The organism is Gordonia sp. 852002-10350_SCH5691597 (assembly GCF_001665715.1).
GTDB classification, from domain to species: Bacteria; Actinomycetota; Actinomycetes; order Mycobacteriales; family Mycobacteriaceae; genus Gordonia; species Gordonia sputi.
Genome location: NZ_LZMO01000001.1, coordinates 14221 through 32630 on the forward strand (window position 1 = coordinate 14221; position 18410 = coordinate 32630).

Annotated in this window: 18 protein-coding genes and 1 pseudogene; 8 read left to right on the plus strand and 11 right to left on the minus strand. The window is 66.9% G+C overall.

Annotated elements, in window-relative coordinates:
* Positions 1 to 71: 71 nt before the first annotated feature.
* The 3 genes from A5777_RS00075 to A5777_RS00085 all read left to right on the plus strand — a co-directional run bounded on the left by A5777_RS00075 (position 72) and on the right by A5777_RS00085 (position 1850).
* A complete protein-coding gene (locus A5777_RS00075; RefSeq protein ID WP_005206686.1) occupies positions 72 to 488 on the plus strand; it encodes a hypothetical protein in 417 nt (138 codons plus the stop codon).
* Between the two features lie 142 nt (positions 489 to 630).
* Positions 631 to 1194 (plus strand): hypothetical protein, encoded by a 564-nt coding sequence (locus A5777_RS00080; protein ID WP_064861228.1) that lies wholly within the window; start codon positions 631 to 633, stop codon positions 1192 to 1194.
* Between the two features lie 173 nt (positions 1195 to 1367).
* Positions 1368 to 1850, plus strand: coding sequence for a hypothetical protein (locus A5777_RS00085; RefSeq protein ID WP_064861229.1), 483 nt, complete (start codon positions 1368 to 1370; stop codon positions 1848 to 1850).
* A gap of 51 nt (positions 1851 to 1901) precedes the next feature.
* On the opposite strand, the gene A5777_RS00090 is transcribed toward A5777_RS00085, so the two are convergent.
* From A5777_RS00090 to moeA, 4 genes are all read right to left on the minus strand, one after another.
* Positions 1902 to 4235, minus strand: a complete 2334-nt coding sequence (locus tag A5777_RS00090) for an AAA family ATPase (protein WP_005206683.1) — start codon at positions 4233 to 4235, stop codon at positions 1902 to 1904.
* Positions 4232 to 5308, minus strand: a complete 1077-nt coding sequence (locus A5777_RS00095) for a CDP-alcohol phosphatidyltransferase family protein (protein ID WP_051993888.1) — start codon at positions 5306 to 5308, stop codon at positions 4232 to 4234. Before A5777_RS00095 ends, A5777_RS00090 begins: the two co-directional genes overlap by 4 nt.
* Position 5309: 1 nt before the next feature.
* Complete coding sequence (locus A5777_RS00100) at positions 5310 to 6173, minus strand: phosphatidylserine decarboxylase (RefSeq protein WP_442902967.1); 864 nt, start codon at positions 6171 to 6173, stop codon at positions 5310 to 5312.
* A 102-nt stretch (positions 6174 to 6275) separates the two neighbouring features.
* Entirely contained in the window at positions 6276 to 7538 is a 1263-nt protein-coding gene (gene moeA / locus A5777_RS00105) for a molybdopterin molybdotransferase MoeA (protein ID WP_005206680.1), read from the minus strand.
* A gap of 67 nt (positions 7539 to 7605) precedes the next feature.
* Here moeA and A5777_RS00110 point away from each other — a divergent pair, with 67 nt between their 5' ends.
* Positions 7606 to 8406, plus strand: a complete 801-nt coding sequence (locus A5777_RS00110) for an HAD-IIA family hydrolase (protein WP_005206679.1) — start codon at positions 7606 to 7608, stop codon at positions 8404 to 8406.
* Between the two features lie 101 nt (positions 8407 to 8507).
* Here A5777_RS00110 and A5777_RS00115 read toward each other — a convergent pair whose 3' ends face one another.
* From A5777_RS00115 to A5777_RS00130, 4 genes are all read right to left on the minus strand, one after another.
* Positions 8508 to 8987, minus strand: a complete 480-nt coding sequence (locus A5777_RS00115) for an SRPBCC family protein (RefSeq protein WP_005206678.1) — start codon at positions 8985 to 8987, stop codon at positions 8508 to 8510.
* A gap of 102 nt (positions 8988 to 9089) precedes the next feature.
* Complete coding sequence (locus tag A5777_RS00120) at positions 9090 to 9521, minus strand: DUF350 domain-containing protein (RefSeq protein WP_005206677.1); 432 nt, start codon at positions 9519 to 9521, stop codon at positions 9090 to 9092.
* Between the two features lie 78 nt (positions 9522 to 9599).
* The gene (locus tag A5777_RS00125) at positions 9600 to 10943 is read right to left on the minus strand and encodes an NtaA/DmoA family FMN-dependent monooxygenase (protein ID WP_005206676.1); all 1344 of its coding nucleotides are present in this window, start codon (positions 10941 to 10943) and stop codon (positions 9600 to 9602) included.
* On the minus strand, positions 10940 to 12142 hold the full coding sequence (locus tag A5777_RS00130) for an LLM class flavin-dependent oxidoreductase (protein ID WP_064861230.1): 1203 nt from the start codon (positions 12140 to 12142) through the stop codon (positions 10940 to 10942). The genes A5777_RS00125 and A5777_RS00130 overlap by 4 nt, the downstream gene beginning before the upstream one ends.
* A gap of 155 nt (positions 12143 to 12297) precedes the next feature.
* Between A5777_RS00130 and A5777_RS00135 the strand changes: the two genes are divergently transcribed.
* Both A5777_RS00135 and A5777_RS00140 read left to right on the plus strand, forming a co-directional pair.
* The gene (locus A5777_RS00135) at positions 12298 to 12492 is read left to right on the plus strand and encodes a hypothetical protein (protein ID WP_005206674.1); all 195 of its coding nucleotides are present in this window, start codon (positions 12298 to 12300) and stop codon (positions 12490 to 12492) included.
* Entirely contained in the window at positions 12489 to 13643 is a 1155-nt protein-coding gene (locus tag A5777_RS00140) for an LLM class flavin-dependent oxidoreductase (protein ID WP_064861232.1), read from the plus strand. The genes A5777_RS00135 and A5777_RS00140 overlap by 4 nt, the downstream gene beginning before the upstream one ends.
* A gap of 19 nt (positions 13644 to 13662) precedes the next feature.
* Here the strand turns inward: A5777_RS00140 and A5777_RS00145 are convergent, their stop codons facing one another.
* The 3 genes from A5777_RS00145 to A5777_RS00155 all read right to left on the minus strand — a co-directional run bounded on the left by A5777_RS00145 (position 13663) and on the right by A5777_RS00155 (position 17399).
* Positions 13663 to 14787: an acyl-CoA dehydrogenase family protein gene (locus tag A5777_RS00145; RefSeq protein ID WP_005206672.1), complete on the minus strand. Its 1125-nt coding sequence runs from the start codon at positions 14785 to 14787 to the stop codon at positions 13663 to 13665.
* A 27-nt stretch (positions 14788 to 14814) separates the two neighbouring features.
* Complete coding sequence (locus tag A5777_RS00150) at positions 14815 to 15984, minus strand: acyl-CoA dehydrogenase family protein (RefSeq protein WP_039855940.1); 1170 nt, start codon at positions 15982 to 15984, stop codon at positions 14815 to 14817.
* 167 nt (positions 15985 to 16151) lie between these two features.
* Positions 16152 to 17399: an MFS transporter gene (locus A5777_RS00155; RefSeq protein ID WP_005206670.1), complete on the minus strand. Its 1248-nt coding sequence runs from the start codon at positions 17397 to 17399 to the stop codon at positions 16152 to 16154.
* A 126-nt stretch (positions 17400 to 17525) separates the two neighbouring features.
* Between A5777_RS00155 and A5777_RS00160 the strand changes: the two genes are divergently transcribed.
* Together A5777_RS00160 and A5777_RS00165 are read left to right on the plus strand one after the other, a co-directional pair.
* Positions 17526 to 18119, plus strand: a complete 594-nt coding sequence (locus A5777_RS00160; RefSeq protein ID WP_005206669.1) for a TetR/AcrR family transcriptional regulator — start codon at positions 17526 to 17528, stop codon at positions 18117 to 18119.
* A gap of 81 nt (positions 18120 to 18200) precedes the next feature.
* Positions 18201 to 18410, plus strand: a pseudogene (locus A5777_RS00165) (amidase); the annotation flags it as partial.

Below are 18410 nucleotides of genomic sequence, written 5' to 3' on the forward strand. Positions count from 1 at the left end.
CACTCCGTCTTTCGTCGTCTGGCGGGGTGTCACGGAGCAACTGCCCGCTCGTCTATCTTACCGTTGCAGTCATGTCGCGCTTAGTCAGGTTCACCGTCGTTCTGCTGACGTGCGCGCTTGCGCTGGTCATCGGTGCTTGTGCGTCCGAGGAGGAGAGCGGTCTCAAGGGAGTGGCACTACCGTCTGATTTTCCCTCCGATCAGGTACCCCTCATCGACGGAACGGTGTTGAGCGCGTCGGGCGCAGCGGGCAAGGGCTGGTCGGTGACGGTCCAGGCGCCCGCGAGCGATTCGAACGTCCTCGACACCGCAGTCAAGAAGCTGACCGACGCGGGTTACACCGAGTCGCAACGAACGTCGCAGAACGGCCAGTCCGTCGTGGTGCTGACAGCGGATAAGAGTGGCACAACGTATTGGGTGAGCGCGGGCGTCACCCCCGCCGCCGCGTCTGGCGGGTCGTCGGTGTTCTACACGATCACGACGACCTGAGGTTCACAGCCGATTGCCAGAGAGCGGGCAGTGGGCCGCCAGGGATGCCACGCACCGTGGACGGCACTGTTGATGCGTCGCGGACGCGCCGAACGTCGGCGCTGGCCGACGATGCACCCGAACGCAGGGAGTACCCCCAACGATGTCCGCACCCACCACAGGAGAACACCCGACGAACCCCGAGTTCCCGACGAGTCCCGGGAGTCCGACCGCCGAGCAGCCGACGTCCGCGCAACCCACCAGCGTGCAGTCGGCCTGGCGGGCAGAGTCACCAGCGGTGGCTGATTCCGCACAATCGCGAGCCGACCAGGTGCCGCCGAAGATCAAGAACGCGATCATCGCGGGCGGGATCGGACTTGCCGTCGGGTTCGGACTGCTCGGTTTCGGCGCCGGGTACGTCGTCGGCCAGGACAACTCGTCGAGCCAGAACCAGATGCGCGGCCCCGGAGTGAACGGCGGCCAGATGCCTGGAATGAACGGCGGCGGCATGCCGGGAATGAACGGTGGCGGGATGAACGGCCCCGGGATGAATGGCGGGAGTACGAATGGCGGGGGAACAGGTCAGAACGGTCAGTTCCCCTTTGGCCAACAGGGGCAGACGCCCAACGGCCAGCTGCCGAGCGGCCAGGTTCCCAATGGCCAGGTTCCCGGTGGCCAGGTTCCCGATGGCCAGGCGCCAAACGGACAGGCCGGGCAGACTTCGTAATGTGATCGTATGATTCGATGCCCTACGTTCGGACGAATCATCGAATCTTCTCTAGCTCAACGTGATGCGATTGCGTAGCGTCGTCGATGCTCGGGGTTTCTGGTCGTCACGTCGCACTGTGATGATGTATTGGCCTGGCCCGCAACATCATTCAACGTTCGCGAGGGGAAGTCATGAAGCGCAAGATCATTGCCGGTGTGCTTGCAGCTGGAGCCGCAGCCACAGTTGCCGCCGGGCCGGTATCTGCGGCGCCGGCGCCAGATCCGTTGTCGGAGCTCATCGGTACGCTGTTGGCCGGATCATCGGACCCGAACCCGGGCGCCCCGGTGAAGCTGTCGCCCAACGGTGTGGCGAGCATGTCTGTGAAGGTCTACAGCTGGTTCGGGCGAGACCTCGGACCCGCCTTGTACGACACGGGATTTGCGCCAGGAGTCGTCTGGTCTGCGCGCGATCGCTCGAATGCCGAGGTGAAGGGGAAGAATTGTCAGATCGAGGTGCAATATCCCGGTACCGGCTACGCCACGTACAAGACGGCAGAGTGTCAGGGCGATGTGGGATCGAACACGAAGCTCTACCGCACACCGGGGCACTACTCGATCGTGGTGGTCGACCGCGTCTCCGGAGCGTCGAAGACATCTTCCTTCACCATTGAGTGACGGGTCCGTAACACGCTGTGCGAGAGGACCTTGCATAACGGAACAGGTCTGTCACTCGAGCCGTCGCTCGGCGTAGGCGCGCAGGTTCTCGACCTGTGCGGCGTCGAGCGACGGCTTGACACGCGTGCGGGCGTCGACGACGTCGTCGGCGGTGACGGTCGCGGCGTCGATGTCGCGGCGCATGGCAGCCAGCGCCGCTTCACGCAGGAGTGCGGCGCAGTCGGCGGCCGAATAGCCCTCGAGGTCGGCGGCGAGGGCGTCGAGGTCGATGCCGTCGGCAAGCGGCACCTTTCGGCCCGAGGTTCGCAGGATGTCGGCGCGCGCCTGCGTGTCCGGCGGCGGCACGAACACGAGTCGCTCCAACCGCCCTGGGCGGAGGAGCGCCGGGTCGATGAGGTCGGGCCGGTTGGTCGCGCCGAGGACCACGACGTCCTGCAGCGGTTCGACGCCGTCGAGTTCGGTCAACAGCGCGGCAACCACGCGGTCGCCGACGCCTGAGTCCGTCGACTGGCCGCGGCGCGGCGCGAGGGCGTCGACCTCATCGAGAAAGATCAGCGAGGGTGCCGACTCGCGTGCGGCGTCGAACAGGTCGCGGACCGCCTTCTCCGACGATCCGACCCACTTGTCCATGAGCTCGGCGCCCTTGACCATGTGCACCGAGAGCATGCCCGACGCCGCGAGCGCGCGTACGACGAACGTCTTGCCGCACCCGGGTGGCCCGTAGAGAAGCACACCGCGCGGCGGATCGACGCCGAGTCGCGTGAACGTGTCGGGGTGCTGCAGCGGCCAGAGCACGGTCTCGGTGAGCGCCTGCTTGGTCTCGGTCATGTCGCCGACGTCGTCGAGGGTGATGGACCCGACAGCCACCTCGGGTGTGCGCAGACGTGAAACGGGTCGGATGACGTCGAGTGCTCCGACGAGATCGTCATCGGTCAGCGCGGGCGTCGCATCGGTGGCGCTTGCCCTCGCAGCCGCACGCAATGCGGCCTCGCGGGCGAGTGCCGCCAGATCGCCTGCGACGAAACCTGGTGTGCGCGCGGCGATCTGGTCCAGGTTCAGTGCGCCGTCGGTGGGGACTCCGGTGAGGATCACCCCGAGTATTCGCGCGCGCCGCGCGGCGTCGGGCAGTCCGATGACGAGTTCGCGGTCGCACAGATCGGGAGCGCGCAGACGTTCGTCGAGGCCCGCGGGTTCGGCAGTGGTGACGATCAACGCGATGTGGTCGTCGGAGGTCGACGTCGCGTCGGTGGGACTGATCGCCGCGCGCAATTCGTCGAGGATCAGCGTCGAGACCGGCTCGGACTTGGCGGGCAGCAGGGCGTCGACGTCGGTGATGAGCAGTACCCCCGAGTCGGAGCGTCGGAGATCGGCGACCGCGTCGCTGACCGTGCGGAGGCGGGCCGACGCCTCGAGTGATCCGATGGTCGGTCCGTCAATCGTGGTCAATGTCCTTGCGGCACAGACGGATCGCACGAGCGTCGCCTTGCCCGACCCTGCCGGACCGGAGATCAGCACGCCGAGTCGGGGAGTGGCCCCGAGTGCGCGCAGCACGCCTGGCTCGTCGAGCGTGATGCTCAGCCACTCGGTGAGCTTCGCGACCTGCGCGTCGACGCCGACCAACTCCGACGCCGGCCGCGCCACGTGCCCGGGCGAGGCGACGCCCGGCGGCGTGGTGAGCCAGCCGCGCCCGACCCCGCCGACGGCACCCGATGCGGCGCCGAGGGCGCCACGATTCTCTCCGCGAGCGCCACGATCGTCGCCGACACCTCCGCGATTCGTATCGACGGCGCGTGCGTCACTGCCGACGGCGCCGGGCGTGGTGTCGACGCCGCTCGTCGCCCAGAGAACGGCGGTCGACGGCTGCACGCTGACCGGCGACCCGGGATCGGTTGCGGTGACCGTCACCAGCTCGTTGGTCCACGTGATCCCGACCGACAGGGTCAGCGCGCGGGTCGCGGCGCTCGCGGTCAGTTCTGGGCCGAGGTCGCGTGGAAGAAGCGACACCGCATCCCCGACCGACAGCACTTTTCCGAGGAGCGCGCGACGCAGCGTCGCCTCGTCGACGCCTCGACTCGCGACAGCCGAACCGGTCACGACGACCCGCGCCGCGCCGGACACGGCAACCCCGGCGAGCACGACCGACGCGTTCTCCTTGATGCCCGCGTTGGAGAACGTGATGTCGTCGAGCAGCAACGTTCCGGTCGGCGTTCCCGACGGTGCTGCCGCGACGACGGCCGCGGTGACCCGTGCACCGGTGATCGACACTGCGTCCCACTCACGCAGTCCGAGCGCCGTCAGCGCTTCGGGATGCGCCCGGACGATCCCGCGTCGGGAATCGGCCGCCGACGTGTTGAGCCGCGCGGTCAGCGTGAGCTGCGCGTTCACCGGGCGTCACCGCCGGCTGGAGTATCAGAAACAGGGACGTCGGCAGCAGGGGCGTCGGTGGCGGAGGTGTCGGAAACACTCTGGGCGGTCGTGGGTTCCGAGCCCGGGATGTGCAGGCCGAGTCGCGCGGTCGACTTGCGTGGCGGCAGCACGCGGCGCGGCTGGCCACGCGCGATTGCGCGACGCTCGGCCCGGCGCTCGGCGGGCGGGGCCTCCCAGTGTTCCGGCCGCGCCTGCACCCAGCGCCGACTGCGCCACGCGAACGGAATGTGCACGGCGTAGGCCGCCACCAGGATGATCATCAGCACGTACGGGTATGTGAGCAGCAGCGCTGCGCCTATCGCGACCAGGATCAACAGGCCCGCCAGCTTGCGCGGCTGTACCGACGACGTCTTGAGCGATGCCGTCGGAACCCGACTGACCGCGAGTAGCGCCACCACGACCAACCACAATCCGACGACCAGTGGAGAGGTCCACCATCCGTCGCCGAACTGCTGTGCCAGTCCGATCGGCAGCAGGACCACCAGGGCAGCAGCGGGTGCGGGGACGCCGACGAAGAAGTCGCGGGTGTAGCCGGGGGCGTCGGTGTCGTCGAGCAGGGTGTTGAATCGCGCGAGCCGCAGCACGATCGCGCAGCAGTAGATCAGCGCGAATCCCCAGCCGAGGTCGTATCCCTGCAGCAGATACAGATACATGATCAGCGCAGGCACGACACCGAAGTTGATGGCGTCGGCGAGTGAGTCGATCTCGGCGCCGATCTTGGTGGTCGCTCCCATCAGCCGCGCCACGCGGCCGTCGATGCCGTCGAGCAGCGCCGCGGCCACAACGAGTGCCATCGCCAGGTTGACGTTGTCGTCGATGACAGCGCGCACCGCCGTCAGCCCCGCGCAGATGGCGAGAATCGTCAGCGCCGACGGTACGAACATCCGCCCCGCGGCCGCCTGTCGCCGCAGTCTGCTCTGCTCGTCGTTCGACGTCGTGCGCCGAGGAACACGACGACGCGTCGACCTCATCGACGGATTGCGGTAGTGCAGCGGGGTGCGGTCTACGCCCGCACGATTGTTGGTCGGCATGTCACCCGCCGTCGCCGACGCGGGTGGTTTCCGGGGTGTTCAGTGTCGCGAGTGCGGTCTCGGCGCCGACGGTGCGCTGCCCGACCAACACGCGTTGCTTCGTGCCCGGCGGCAGGTAGACGTCGACGCGTGAGCCGAACCGGATGAGTCCGTACGTGTCGCCGATGGAGAGGTGATCGCCGACCTTCGCGGTGCAGACGATTCGACGTGCCAACAGACCGGCGATCTGCACGACGACGATGTCGGAGTCGCGGGGTGTCGGGTCTGGATCGGCTGCGCCGCCAAGATCGTGTGCGCCGTCGGGATTGTCTGCGCCGTCGGGATTGTCTGCGTCGTCGGGGCGGACGACCATCGTCGTGCGCTCGTTTGCCGAACTCGCTTCCGGGAGATCGGCGGACACGAACGAGCCGGGCGTATGCGTTACCGACAACACCCGACCGCTGATCGGAACGCGCTGCACGTGGACGTCGAAGATCGACAGGAATGTCGAGACGCGGGGTCGGGGTTGGTCGCCGAGGCCCGATTCCGGCGGCGGGGCGGCGTCGTCGACGAGGCTGACGATTCCGTCGGCCGGAGCCACCACGACGCCAGGCTCGGTCGGCGGAACCCGTGAGGGGTGCCGGAAGAAGGCTGCGCAGGCTCCTGCCGCGGCGGTTGCGGGCACCGCAACCCACCGATGTCGTCGACCTAACACCGCCACCGCCGATGCCGCAGCGACGAACGGCAGTCCCGCCGGATGGGTCGGGGGAAGGGTCTCGCGTGCGAGTGCGACGAGGTGCGTCGGAGTCAGGCCGGAGCGGATCGGACCGTCGGATTCGGTTGCCGGATGTTGTGCTGATGCGTCCGGTCGCGGGCGCCTGGCCACCTGATCATCCTCCCGAGTCGGTCGCGCCGGAATTGCCCGTCGCGTCCGTACAGCTTAGCGATGCCAGACATCCGCGGCTGTGGGGTCCGGGGGTCGCGGACGTCACAGAACGACGACGTCGACGTCCGAACCCGCAGGCAGTGCGGTGATCTCGGGTGGGATGTCGATCAACGCGTTCGAACCCGCGAGAAAACGCAGATGATGCGACCCGGGAGGACCGATCGGCTCGACGACCGGCCGCCCGTCGGCATCTGGCCGCGCTGTGTCGACGACGCCGCGCATGAACTGCCTCTTGCCCTCGGGCGATCGAATGTCGCTGCCGAGTGTGGCTGTGACGTGCGGACGGTCGGGTGGCAGTCCCATCGCCGCGCGCAGGGGTTGGCGGATGAACACCTCGAACGACACGAGCGAACTGACCGGGTTTCCCGGCAACGTGATGATCGGGACCCGACGACCGGCCGGGTCGAGGTGATGACCACAGCCCTGCGGCATTCCGGGCTGCATCGCCACCTTCACGAACTCGACCGGCCCGCCATGCTCGGTAGATCGACCGCCGAGCGCGTCCTTGACCACCTCGTAGGCCCCGGCGCTCACGCCGCCGGAGGTGATGATCAGATCGGCGTCGGCCGACGCCTCGTCGAGGCGCTCGAGGAAGTCCGCGACGTCGTCGGGGACGAAGTGGATGTGCCGTGCCAGCGCGCCGGCCTCGGTGAGTGCTGCTGTGAGCATGGCGCCGTTGGATTCGTAGATTTGCCCGTGCTGCAACGGTTTTCCCGGCTCGACGAGCTCGGAGCCGGTCGACAGAACCACCACGCGAAGGCGTCGGGCAACCGCGACGTTGGCGAGGCCGAGCGCCGAGAGGAGTCCGATCTGCGCCGCCCCGAGGACCGTGCCCGCGGGCAACGCGACGTCGCCGTGCGCGATGTCGGAGCCCGCGCGCCGAATGTGCTTTCCCACCTCGACGCTCGAGCTGAACCCAACCGTCGAGTCGGGCACGTGGTCGACCGAGAAGTCGCCGTCGGTGAGCTCCACCGGCACAACGGCGTCGGCGCCGTCTGGCATCGGTGCGCCGGTCATGATTCGCGCGGCCGTGCCCGGCGCGAGTGTCACCAAGCCTGTGCGGCCGGCGGGAATGTCGTCGACGACGGGCAGCCGAATCGGCTCTGCAGCACTGGCACCGGCGATGTCGGTTGCACGCACCGCGTATCCGTCCATCGCGGAATTGTCGAAGGCAGGCATCGCGAATGCCGCGACGGAATCGTCGACGGTGGCCATACCCAGCGCATCGGCAACCGCGACGCGAACGGTTTCCGGAGGTCCGAACAGCTCGCTGACGATCTTCTGATGCTCGGCGACGGAACGCATTGGCCCAGCATGCCATGTGAATCGGGCCCGTCCTGCGCTCGCGCCCGACGGGCACTAGATTCGATGCATGACGCTGGGGCTGCTGCTCGACATCGACGGGGTGATGGTCACCTCGTGGCATGCGCTGCCCGGCGCCGTCGAAGCGATCGAAGAACTTTCCGAGCGCGGCTACCCGCGAATGTTCTTGACCAACACCACATCACGGTCGCGATCACAGATTGCGGAGGCGCTCGGAAACTGCGGATTCGAGGTCGAGCCCGAGGAGATCCTCACCGCTGCCAAACTCACCGCCGAATTCCTGGCCCGCAACTATCCCGGCAAGCTCGCCTGGGTGCTCAACGAGGGACCGATCGCCGAGGACATGACCGGCGTGCCCCTCACCGACGACCCGGACGAAGCTCAGGTCATCGTTCTCGGCGGCGCCGGACCCGTGTTCACACACACTGCGCTGTCGACGGTGCTCGAGAAGATGCTCGCCGGAACCCCGGTCGTCGCGATGCACCGTTCGATGATCTGGTCGACGGCGCGCGGGCTCTCGATTGACACCGGCGTCTACCTCGAGGGCCTCGAGAAGGCCTCGGGACGAAAGATCCGCGCGATCGGCAAGCCGTCGCCGCTGGGCTTCCGCGCCGCCGTCGAACTCATGAATCTCGAGCCGACCCAGGTGGTGATGGTCGGCGACGACATGCACAACGACATCCTCGGCGCCCAGGCCGCCGCACTCATGGGCGTGCTGGTGCGCACTGGCAAGTTCCGCGAGGACGCCCTGCGCGCCCTGCAGCGCGACGAGTTCGGGCCGGTACCCGACCACGTCATCGACTCCCTCGCCGACCTCCCCGCCCTGATCGAGAAGCTCGACGGCACCTGAGCCTGCCCACTCGACTGTCTGGGGCGTCGACTGGGCGCTGTATCCCGTCGACTGGGCGCTCGAGAGCGTCGACTGGGCGCTCTATCCCGTCGACTGGGCGCTCAGGCGGCCCGGGCGGTGCTCGATTCCGCGGCGCGCTTGATCTTGCCGAGGGTCTCGGCCATCCCGACCTTGAGCTCCTCCTCGAACGAGTCGGAGCCGCCGAAGACGAGGTCGACGAGCGTCGACGACACCTTGGTGGTCTTGCCGCCCGCGGCTTCGCGACGTTCCGTCACCGTCACGCCGCCCGACTGGTTCGGCTCGATGGTGTAGCTCCACACCGTGTGGTTCTCCGCGACGCGGAACCCGATCTCCTGGTTGGGTGCGAACCGCACGACCTTCGACGTCGTCGGCCAGACGAGCGGCCCGCGGCGGTTGATGTTGACGGTACGGGTGCCCAGCTTCACCGGCCCGCCGATGATGAACATCTTGGCGCACTGCGGACTCCACTCACCCATGCGGGCGAGGTCGGAGATCACGGACCAGACCTGCGTGGGTGTGGCGTCGATGTCGATGGACTCTTCGATCAGTGCGGCGGTCATGGTTCCCCCGGGTTGTGCGTCGCGAACGGTCAATGACCGACGGTGTCGCCGGTCACAGCTCGCATCACCCTAGAACGCCTATTGTCGGACAGTCAATAACACTCAGACGATCAGTACGGTCCCGATCATCGCCGCGACGCCGACGAAGACCGCCGCAGAGATCCAGCCGGCGGGATGCGCGTCGTTCTCGAGCAGAATGGTCCCGAGCTTGCCGGGCGTGAGCCAATCGATGAGCACGAATGACCACATCATCACCGCGATGGTCAGCACCGCGTAGGCGAGCGTGTAGAGCAGCGCCTTCCACAACACGAGGGTCACCGTGTCGACCACCGAGGCGACCAGCACGAACGCGATTCCGACGACCATCGACGTCGTCAGGATCATCGCGTTGCGGTTGTTGTCCACCCAGACGAGCTGCCGCAGTCGGCCCGGGGTCACGAGGTCGAGGGCACCGAACCCGACGACCATGAGCGCAACCCCCAGGAGGCTGAACGACGCACCCCAGGCCAGATTGGTGCCGAACACTGCGTCCACCTGTGATCTCCCCTCGTCGCCGACCCTGTGGTCGGTGCGTGGTCGCCGGTGCACGCGGGCGCGACACCCACGAAAACCCTAACCCGCGACGACCCCCGCGAGCCCGAGGTTCTCACGCAGTGTCCGACCCGGATACTCGGTCCGGTACACGCCGAGGTCTTGGAGTTCGGGAATCACGTCGTCGACGAAGCGGTCGAGGCCGCCGGGAGTGACGTGCGGAACGAGGATGAAACCGTCACTCGCGTCGGCCTGCACGAACCGGTTGATCTCTCCTGCGACGGTGCGCGCCGATCCGACGAACGCCTGACGCCCGGTCACCTCGATGATCAGCTCTCGCGTCGTGAGCTTCTTCGACTCGGCCAACGCGCGCCAGCGAGCTGCGATGTCGCGCGGGTCCTCGTGGATGCGCACACTGGCCCGACCCTTCGCGACGGTGTTCTCACCGGGCAGCGGGTCGATGCTCGGTAGAGGGCCGTCGGGATCGTGGTCGTGTAGGTCGCGGTTCCAGAGTTGCTCGAGGAACTTGATCGCGGTCTGTCCGCTGACCTGCGCGAGTCTGATCTCGTGCGCGAGTTCGGCCGCGTCGGCATCGGTATCTCCGACGACGAACGTCGCTGCGGGCAGGATCAGCAGATCGTCCGGTGTCCGCCCGTGGGCGGCGAGGCGTCCCTTCACGTCGGCGTAGAACGCTCTGCCGTCGTCGAGCGTCGAGTGTCGCGAGAAGATCGCGTCGGCGCGCGCGGCGGCGAACTCCCGGCCCTCGTTCGAATCGCCCGCCTGGAAGATCACCGGCCGCCCCTGCGGGCTGCGCGGCACCCCGAATGTGCCACGGATGTCGAACTGTGAATCGAGGTGCGCGAACTGTCCGGCGTGTGGCCTGCGTAGGAACTCGCCCGCGGACCGATCGGCGACGATGTCGTCGTCTTCCCACGAATCCCACAGTTCCACAGCGGTTTCGAGAAACTGCCGAGCCCGCACGTAGCGCTGATCCGCGGGAAGGTAACCGCCGCGTCGGAAGTTCTCGCCGGTGAACGCATCCCACGACGTCACGACGTTCCAGGCGGCGCGGCCGTCGGAGAGGTGGTCGAGCGACGCGAATTGCCTTGCCACCTCAACGGGTTCGTTGAACGTCGAGTTGATCGTCCCGGCGAGTCCGAGATGCTCGGTGACTGCCGCGAGTGCGGCGAGAATCGTGAAGGTGTCGGGCCGTCCGACGACGTCGAGGTCGTAGATCTTGCCGTTCTGCTCGCGCAGCCGGAGTCCCTCGGCGAGGAAGAGGAAGTCGAACAATCCGCGCTCTGCGGTCTGTGCGAAGCGCGTGAACGACGAGAACTCGATGTGACTCCCGGCGGCGGGATCACTCCATACCGTCGTGTTGTTGACGCCGGGAAAATGCGCCGCGAGGTGTACCTGCTTGGTCATCGGACACCGCCTGACACGGTCGTACGTGAGTATCGATTGATGGGATGGCGCAGACCCAAGGTCTCCCGAAGGGTGTGTGCTCCTGGGGGTTTGGCCTCTGGGGCGAGGAGGAGACCGCGTCGACGCAGCTCGGGGGCGAGGTCGTCGGCGATGAGCCGAAGGTCGTGTCCGATCGCGGCCGGATGCAACCGGACACCCTGTGCCGCACCTGCGCGCTCTTCGATGAGGTCGGCCAATCCTGCTGCGGTACCGACGAATTCCTGTGTGCCGTCGTCGAAGTGGGTGCCGAGCCAGTCGTCGTACTGCGCTCGACGACCAGCCGCCGACGCCTGTGGGTCGTCGAGGTAGACGATGAGATCGTCGTAGAGTCGCAGGTCTTCTCGTCGATTGCTGTCCGACGCTGCGAGCACCGTGTCGAGAGTCGCGCGATCATCCGGACTCGTGAAGAACCCGATATCGGCGCTGCCGCCGAGCAATTCGAGCGACGCCTGGTCGCCCGCCGAGACCGTCGTCGCGATGAGCGGCTGCCCCTGCGGTGGTCGTGGTGTGATCGACGGCCCGCGCACGGAGAAGAACTCGCCCTCGAAGTCGATGTAGTGCAACCGATCCCGGTCGATGAAGCGACCGGTCGCGACGTCGCGGATCTCGGCGTCGTCCTCCCATGAATCCCACAGTCGGCCGATCACCTCCGCGTATTCGGCGGCTTCTCGGTGCAGCGCAGCACGATCCGACGCCACCTCGACGTCGCGACGCCCGAACAGGCCGACGTTCTCGGGCCGGTCGTCGACGGCCAGCACAACGCCAGCGCGTCCGCCGCTGACATAGTCGAGCGTGGCGATCGCCTTCGACGTGTGGAACGGCTCGGTGTGCGTCACGGTCACGGTGGGCAGCAGTCCGATGCGCGTGGTGAGCGGCGCGATGCGTGCCGCAATCAGCACGGTGTCGAGTCTGCCGTTGACGAGGTCGGTACGCACCTGCGGCGCGGCGGCCGACGACTCGCCGGGCAATAGCGGCCGAGGCTCGAATCCGTCGTCGAGGGTGACGAGATCGGCTCCCGCACGTTCTGCGGCGCTGATCGCGTCGCGCCAGTAGCTCGCGCGCAACAGTGCGTCCGGTCTGGCCTCCGGGTCTCGCCATGCGGCCGGGTGTCGACCGGCGCCCCGCAGTCCGATGGCCAACGACAGCGTTGATTCACTCACGACTCGTCTCAACGGTCGGCCCGCGCTGGTCTCTTCCCGACCGAGGTCAAAAGATCAGCGTGAGCGCAACCGTTCACCCGATCGGCGATTGGGTGCTTACTGGGACATTGCGGACTGGGAACAGAGCTGCCGAAATTCGAGCTGCGGGAGTGACGATGAGCTGGTTGACCAAGATAGGCGTGCTGTCGCAGATGGTCGACACGCACCACCAGATGCTGTTGCGCGGAGCAGCGGGGATGACGCCCGAATCGTCGGCCGCTTACTACCCGGGAGTCGGCCATGCTGACCCGAGCATCGGCACCCACACCGCCGGCGCCCCACACGACAACCCGCAGCGTATCCCTCAATGACCGCGGAACGAACTGCGCCGCTGCCCCTCTCAGTCCTCGACCTTGCGCCGATCAGTGACGGGTCGACTCCCGCAGAGGCGGTACGGCGCAGCATCGCGCTGGCGCGCGCCGCCGAGGAGTGGGGCTATCGACGCTTCTGGCTCGCCGAGCACCACTTCGTCTCGGTCGGTTCGTCGTCGACTGCCACGCTGATAGCCCTGGTCGCTGCCGCAACCGAGTCGATCCGGGTCGGCAGTGCGGCGGTTCAGCTCGGACATCACACCGCGGCGTCGGTCGTCGAGGCGTTCGGCACCATCGACGCGGTGTTTCCCGGTCGCCTCGACCTCGGGCTCGGGCGGTCGGGGCAACGGCGCACCGAAGCACTCGCCGCGGCGGCGGCTGCGCCCAAGGGGCCGCCACCCGCGGCCGAACCCGAACGCCTCGTCGACGGTCTGCTCCTACCCGAACCGTTCGCCGGCGCGAGTATTCTGTCGTCACCGCTGATCGGTGCCACCGCGGCGGCACTGGAGTTCGAGGGTGCCACGCAGCCCGACTTCGCCGACGCCGTGTCCGACATCCTCGCGCTGCTCGACGGGGGGCTGCGCGTCGGCGACGTCGAATTGCACGCTGTCCCAGGCGAACACGCCAGCGTCGAGGTCTGGGTATTCGGTAGCAGTAAGGGGCAGAGCGCGCAGGTCGCAGGTGCCGAGGGTCTACCGTTCGTCGCGAACTATCACGTCAGTCCCGCGACAGTTCTCGAGGCGGTCGAAGCCTACCGGGCCAACTTCCGTCCGTCGGCCCGTCTGTCCGAGCCGTACGTAGTGGTGTCCGCGGACGTAGTCGTTGCCGAAGATGATTCGACCGCAACACATCTCGCGTCGACATACGGCCACTGGGTGCACGACATCCGGACCGGCAGGGGAGCGCAACCCTACCTCGATCCCGATAGCGCAGGGCAGCTGACCGGTGAGCAACTGGCCGTTGTCGATGACCGGATTCGGACTCAGTTCGTGGGCTCGCCGTCGACCGTCGCCGAACGACTCGACACGCTGGCGCGCGTCACCGGCGCCGATGAGCTCGTGATCACCAGCGTCACACACGATTTCGACGACCGGCTTCGCTCGCACCAGCTCCTGGCAGCAGAATGGGGGCTCACCGACTCACGTCGATGAACCCCCATCTGGTGCGAACCTAGTTGACGGTCACCATCTCGTAATCGCCGAGCTTGCCGGCGAGGACACCGAGGTGTTCGTCAGCGTCGCCGAGGGTGCGAGAGATCGCGGTCAGGCGTGCAACGTAATGTCCCACAGGGTATTCCGCTGTCATGCCGATGCCGCCGTGCATCTGGATCGCTTCCTGACCCACCTTGCGTGCCGAGCGGCAGACCTGCAGCTTCGTGCGGCTGTAGACCGACGGGTCGTCGACCTCGTCGTTGAGCGAAGCCGTCGCATACAGGCTCATGCTGCGTGCCAGCTCGAGCGCCACGTACACGTCCGAGGCGCGCTGCGTCAGTGTCTGGAAGGTCTTGAGCGGTACCCCGAACTGCTTGCGCGACTTGAGGTATTCGGTCGTCAGCTCCATCGCGCGTTCCATCGCGCCGACTGCCTCGGCGCACTGGGCCGTCTGCGCGAAGATGTCCGCGTAGGCGATCGCGTCGGACTGATCACCCTCGGCCAATTCGATCGCCGGGGCGTTGGCAAAGGTCACCCGGGCGGCTCGACGGTCGTCGTAGGTGCGGAACCCGTCGACGGTCACCCCCGATGCGTCGGCGTCGACGATGAACAGACCGATGGTTCCGTCGGCGCGGCGGGCGCTGACGACGAACTTCTGTGCCACGTCGCCCGCGAGGACGGGGTACTTCACTCCGTCGAGGGTGACGCCGTCGCTCGCGCCGGTCGCCGTGGTGGCGACTGCCGCTGCGGGCCAACGATCTTCGGGTTCTGCGTGTGCGTATCCGAGCAGCAGCCGTCCCTCCGAGACCTCTGTCAGCAGGCTGGTGCGGCGGTCACCCGACGCGACCCTGTCGATGACGACGCCCGGCAACAACGCGCCGTACAGCAGTGGCTCGGGTGCGAGGCTGCGACCAACCTCGCCCATCAGCGCACTGACCTCGACCGGCCCCGCGCCGGTGCCGCCCGCGTCCTCGCTGAACGGCAGTCCGAGGATGCCGATCTCGGCAAGCGACTCCCAAATCGACGCCGACCAGCCGGTGTCGGTCTCCGACACCGCGCGGATCTTCTCGATGTCATAACTCTTGAACACGCTGCGGACGGTGTCGCGCAGCAGTGACTGCTCTTCGGTGAGCTCGAAATCCATTGTGTTACTCCAGGTGTGGTTGTCGGGCTACAGGCCGAGGATCGACGACGAGATGATGCTGCGCTGGACCTCCGACGAACCGCCGTAGATGGTTACCTTGCGGTAGTTGAGGTATTCGGGCACCGCGAGCTGCGCCCAGTCGGGTGTTCCGACACCCGGCGCGTCAACCGCCAGACCGCGCGCACCCGCAACATCTGCGAGCAACTCGGTTGCCGACTGCTGCAGCTCACTGCCACGCAGCTTGACCAGTGACGACACCGGATTCGGCTTGCCGTCGGCAGAGCCTGCGACGACGCGCAGCTGGGTGACCTCGAGCGCGAGCAGTTCGGTTTCGAGTTCGGCGAGGCGCGCGGCGAACAGCGGGTCCTCGAGCAGCGTGCCGGTCGCGGTCTTCGTCGCGGCGGCGAGCTTCTTGGCCTCGGCCAGCTTGGTCTTGGTCCAGCCGACACGTGCGATACCGGTGCGCTCGTTGCCGAGCAGGAACTTGGCGTAGGTCCAGCCGGCGTTCTCCTCGCCGACGAGGTTCTCGACGGGCACCTTGACGTCGTTGAAGAAGACCTCGTTGACCTCGACGCTGCCGTCGATGAGCTTGATCGGACGCATCTCGATTCCCGGAGTGTCGAGATCGATGAGCAGGAAGCTGATGCCCGCCTGCTTCTTGACGTCGGGATCGGTGCGTACGAGGCAGAAGATCCAGTCGGCGTACTGCCCGAGCGTGGTCCAGGTCTTCTGGCCGTTGACGATGTAGTGGTCGCCGTCGCGGACGGCGCGGGTCTTGAGGGACGCGAGGTCGGAGCCCGCCTCGGGCTCGGAGAATCCCTGGCACCACCAGATGTCGAGGTTGGCGGTCTTCGGGAGGAACCGCTCCTTGATCTCCTGTGAACCGAACGTCGCGATGACCGGACCCACCATGTTGACGTTGAACGTCAGGGGATCGGGCACGAAGTTCAGGCTGAGCTGATCGTGGTAGATGTTGCGCTGAATGGGCGTCCAGTCGCGGCCACCCCACTCGGTCGGCCAGCCGGGGGTGGCCAGACCCTCGGCGTTGAGGATGCGCTGGGTGGTGACGATGTCGTCGGGCAGGTTCAGCGTGCCTGCGGCAGCACGCTGACGGATCTCCTCGGGGATCTTCGTCGTGAAGAAGCTCTGGAGTTCTTCGCGGAACTTCTGTTCATCTGAATCGAACTTCAAGTGCATGTAACCAGTCTTACCCTGTGGCACCTGTACTGCGAAAGTGCGGCCCCGCGAGATTCCTCCAGATCGTGATCTCGGCCACGCTGTACCCGCAGCCTGAGTCCTCACCGTAGTGAGTCGAGACCGTGGCGTCGCATCGAGCGCCGAGGCGTTCGGTAAGTGAGGACGCGTCAGGCGCGAACGCGATTGTTTCTGGTTCGCGTCCATGCGGTGACGAGTGCGCCGAAAACGGTGATGGCGAGGACATAGGCGACGTAGCAGACGACGGTCTCCTGCAGACCGATGTGCGACACCACGAGTCCCGCGATCACCGCGGGAACACTGAAGGCGACGTAGCTCGTGATGAAGACTGCCGAGAACACCTGCCCGCGCTGATGCGACGGAGTCTGGCTGCTCAGGTTGTCGAGTGCCCCCAGGAACGTAGCCGCGAAACCGGAACCCGCGATGATCGACCCGACGATGTAGAGCGGAAGCATCGACGTGAGGACTCCTGCCAGGGAGATGATCGCGCCGCCGGCGAGTGCCGGATAGCCGTAAGTGAGTTTGGTACCAGCGTCCCAGGTGGTGATCGCGAGCGAGGTGACCGCGCCGGAGGCGAAGAATACGAACAGCACGGCGCCCGCGGCTCCGTGGTTGCCGATGCCGAATACACGCGCCACCACCGATGAACCAAGCGAGAGGTAGAGGCCTCCCATCGACCAGGTCGCCACGAATGCCGGGATTGCCGTGACGAACAGCTTCCGCAAGGCCGATGGCACCGACGCTTGAGGCGCGAGCGTTCGCCACAGGTGGCGGCGGGAATCGAAGCCGACGCGTTCCGATGTCTCCGGGATGATCAGGAGTGCGACGAGCAAAATCGCGAACACCGCCAGCGTCACCTCGTAGACGAGGAATCGCGGCGCGGGTGCGTACTGGACCAGCACGCCCGCAACGACGACGCCTGCCGCCAGTCCGAGTGTGGGTCCCGCGCCGGTGATCGCTGAACCCAGTCGCTCCGACGGCTGCATGTCGACGACCGTGGCGGTCAGTGTGCCGATTGCCGCTCCTGTCGCGAGTCCCTGTAGGGCCCGTGCCGCGATCAGGAGTCCGACGCTGTCGGCGGCGACGAACAGCGCCATGCTGCCGATGAGCAGCACGAGCGCGACCGCGAGGACCGGGCGTCGGCCGATGTGATCTGACAGGGAACCCACAGTGAGCAGGCTGATGAGCATGGTGAGGACGTAGATCGCGAACACCACGGTCAGGGTGAACGGCGAGAAGCCCCATAACTGCTGGTAGACGGGGTAAAGAGGGGAGGGGGCCGCCGAGGCGAACAGGACCGTGATGATGGTTGCGGTGACGATCCAGAACGCGCGATGCGGATGCAGCGGTCGTGCGCCGCGGCGACGTCGAGCTGTGTTCTCCAACGTGGCTGTCACGACTGTGTCTCCTAAGGCAAAGCTGGTTGCATTAAGGCCAATGTATGCGGCCGCCGTTCTAAAAGCAATGGAATTTGCAATAATGGTGACATGGCTGGAACGTCGCAGGCAACGGAGAGTTCGTCGATGGACAGCGCAGCGTCGACGACCGTTTCATCAACGGCCCCATCGCACGGCAAGCGTCCCGGCGGCCGGAGCGCTCGCGTGCAGAGTGCGGTCTTCACGGCTGTCGGTCAGCTCGTGGGTAGTGGAGAGCGGGAGACGATGACCATCCCGCAGGTCGCCGAGCTGGCGGGCGTGAACCCCACGAGCATCTACCGACGCTGGGGGACGATCGGCGATCTGCTCGAGGAGGTCGCGGTCGCCGCGCTGACGCAGGGCGAGGAACTGCCCGATCACGGCACACTTGCCGACGACCTCGCCGACTGGTCGCGCATCATCGCCGCCGACATCAGCCGTCCGAAACGCCGTGCGTATCTGCGGGCGATGACGTCGGCGCGCGACGGCATCGTAGAGGCGTGTCCGTGCTGGGAGACCCGGCGGGAGCAAGCGACGGAGATGATCGACCGCGCCACCGCGCGCGGCGAGAGCGCACCCAGCGTGCCGCAGGTGCTCAACCACATCATCGCCCCGCTCTATCACCACGCGGTCTTCGCGCTGCCGATCGACGACGACTACGCCACCGACCTCGCCGCCGACGTCATGGCCATGGTTCGGTAGGGGTTCGGTGAGGTGGGGTGCGATGAACTGTTCCCAACTGATCGTGTCCTGACGGCGGTCCGCTGCGGCTAGGCTTCGGCCATGCAGTACGTACATGCCTTCCGCGACGATGCGCTGGGCGAACTCGACGGGGTAGGTGTCGGCGCGGCCATTGCCGCAGGCGAGATTTCGGCGGTTGAAGCGGTCGACGCAGCGCTCGACCGCATCGACGCGGTGAACTCGACGCTCAATGCGGTCGCCTTCGACGATCGTGAGCGCGCCCGCACACGCGCCGTCGAGGCGGATTTCGGT

Coding starts and splice junctions, on each gene's coding strand:
- A5777_RS00150 (WP_039855940.1), bottom strand. CDS start 15,984: ATGCACTTGAAGTTCGATTCAGATGAACAGAAGTTCCGCGAAGAACTC.
- A5777_RS00075 (WP_005206686.1), top strand. CDS start 72: ATGTCGCGCTTAGTCAGGTTCACCGTCGTTCTGCTGACGTGCGCGCTT.
- A5777_RS00140 (WP_064861232.1), top strand. CDS start 12,489: ATGACCGCGGAACGAACTGCGCCGCTGCCCCTCTCAGTCCTCGACCTT.
- A5777_RS00095 (WP_051993888.1), bottom strand. CDS start 5,308: ATGCCGACCAACAATCGTGCGGGCGTAGACCGCACCCCGCTGCACTAC.
- A5777_RS00125 (WP_005206676.1), bottom strand. CDS start 10,943: ATGACCAAGCAGGTACACCTCGCGGCGCATTTTCCCGGCGTCAACAAC.
- A5777_RS00135 (WP_005206674.1), top strand. CDS start 12,298: ATGAGCTGGTTGACCAAGATAGGCGTGCTGTCGCAGATGGTCGACACG.
- A5777_RS00115 (WP_005206678.1), bottom strand. CDS start 8,987: ATGACCGCCGCACTGATCGAAGAGTCCATCGACATCGACGCCACACCC.
- A5777_RS00145 (WP_005206672.1), bottom strand. CDS start 14,787: ATGGATTTCGAGCTCACCGAAGAGCAGTCACTGCTGCGCGACACCGTC.
- moeA (WP_005206680.1), bottom strand. CDS start 7,538: ATGCGTTCCGTCGCCGAGCATCAGAAGATCGTCAGCGAGCTGTTCGGA.
- A5777_RS00160 (WP_005206669.1), top strand. CDS start 17,526: ATGGACAGCGCAGCGTCGACGACCGTTTCATCAACGGCCCCATCGCAC.
- A5777_RS00110 (WP_005206679.1), top strand. CDS start 7,606: ATGACGCTGGGGCTGCTGCTCGACATCGACGGGGTGATGGTCACCTCG.
- A5777_RS00085 (WP_064861229.1), top strand. CDS start 1,368: ATGAAGCGCAAGATCATTGCCGGTGTGCTTGCAGCTGGAGCCGCAGCC.
- A5777_RS00080 (WP_064861228.1), top strand. CDS start 631: ATGTCCGCACCCACCACAGGAGAACACCCGACGAACCCCGAGTTCCCG.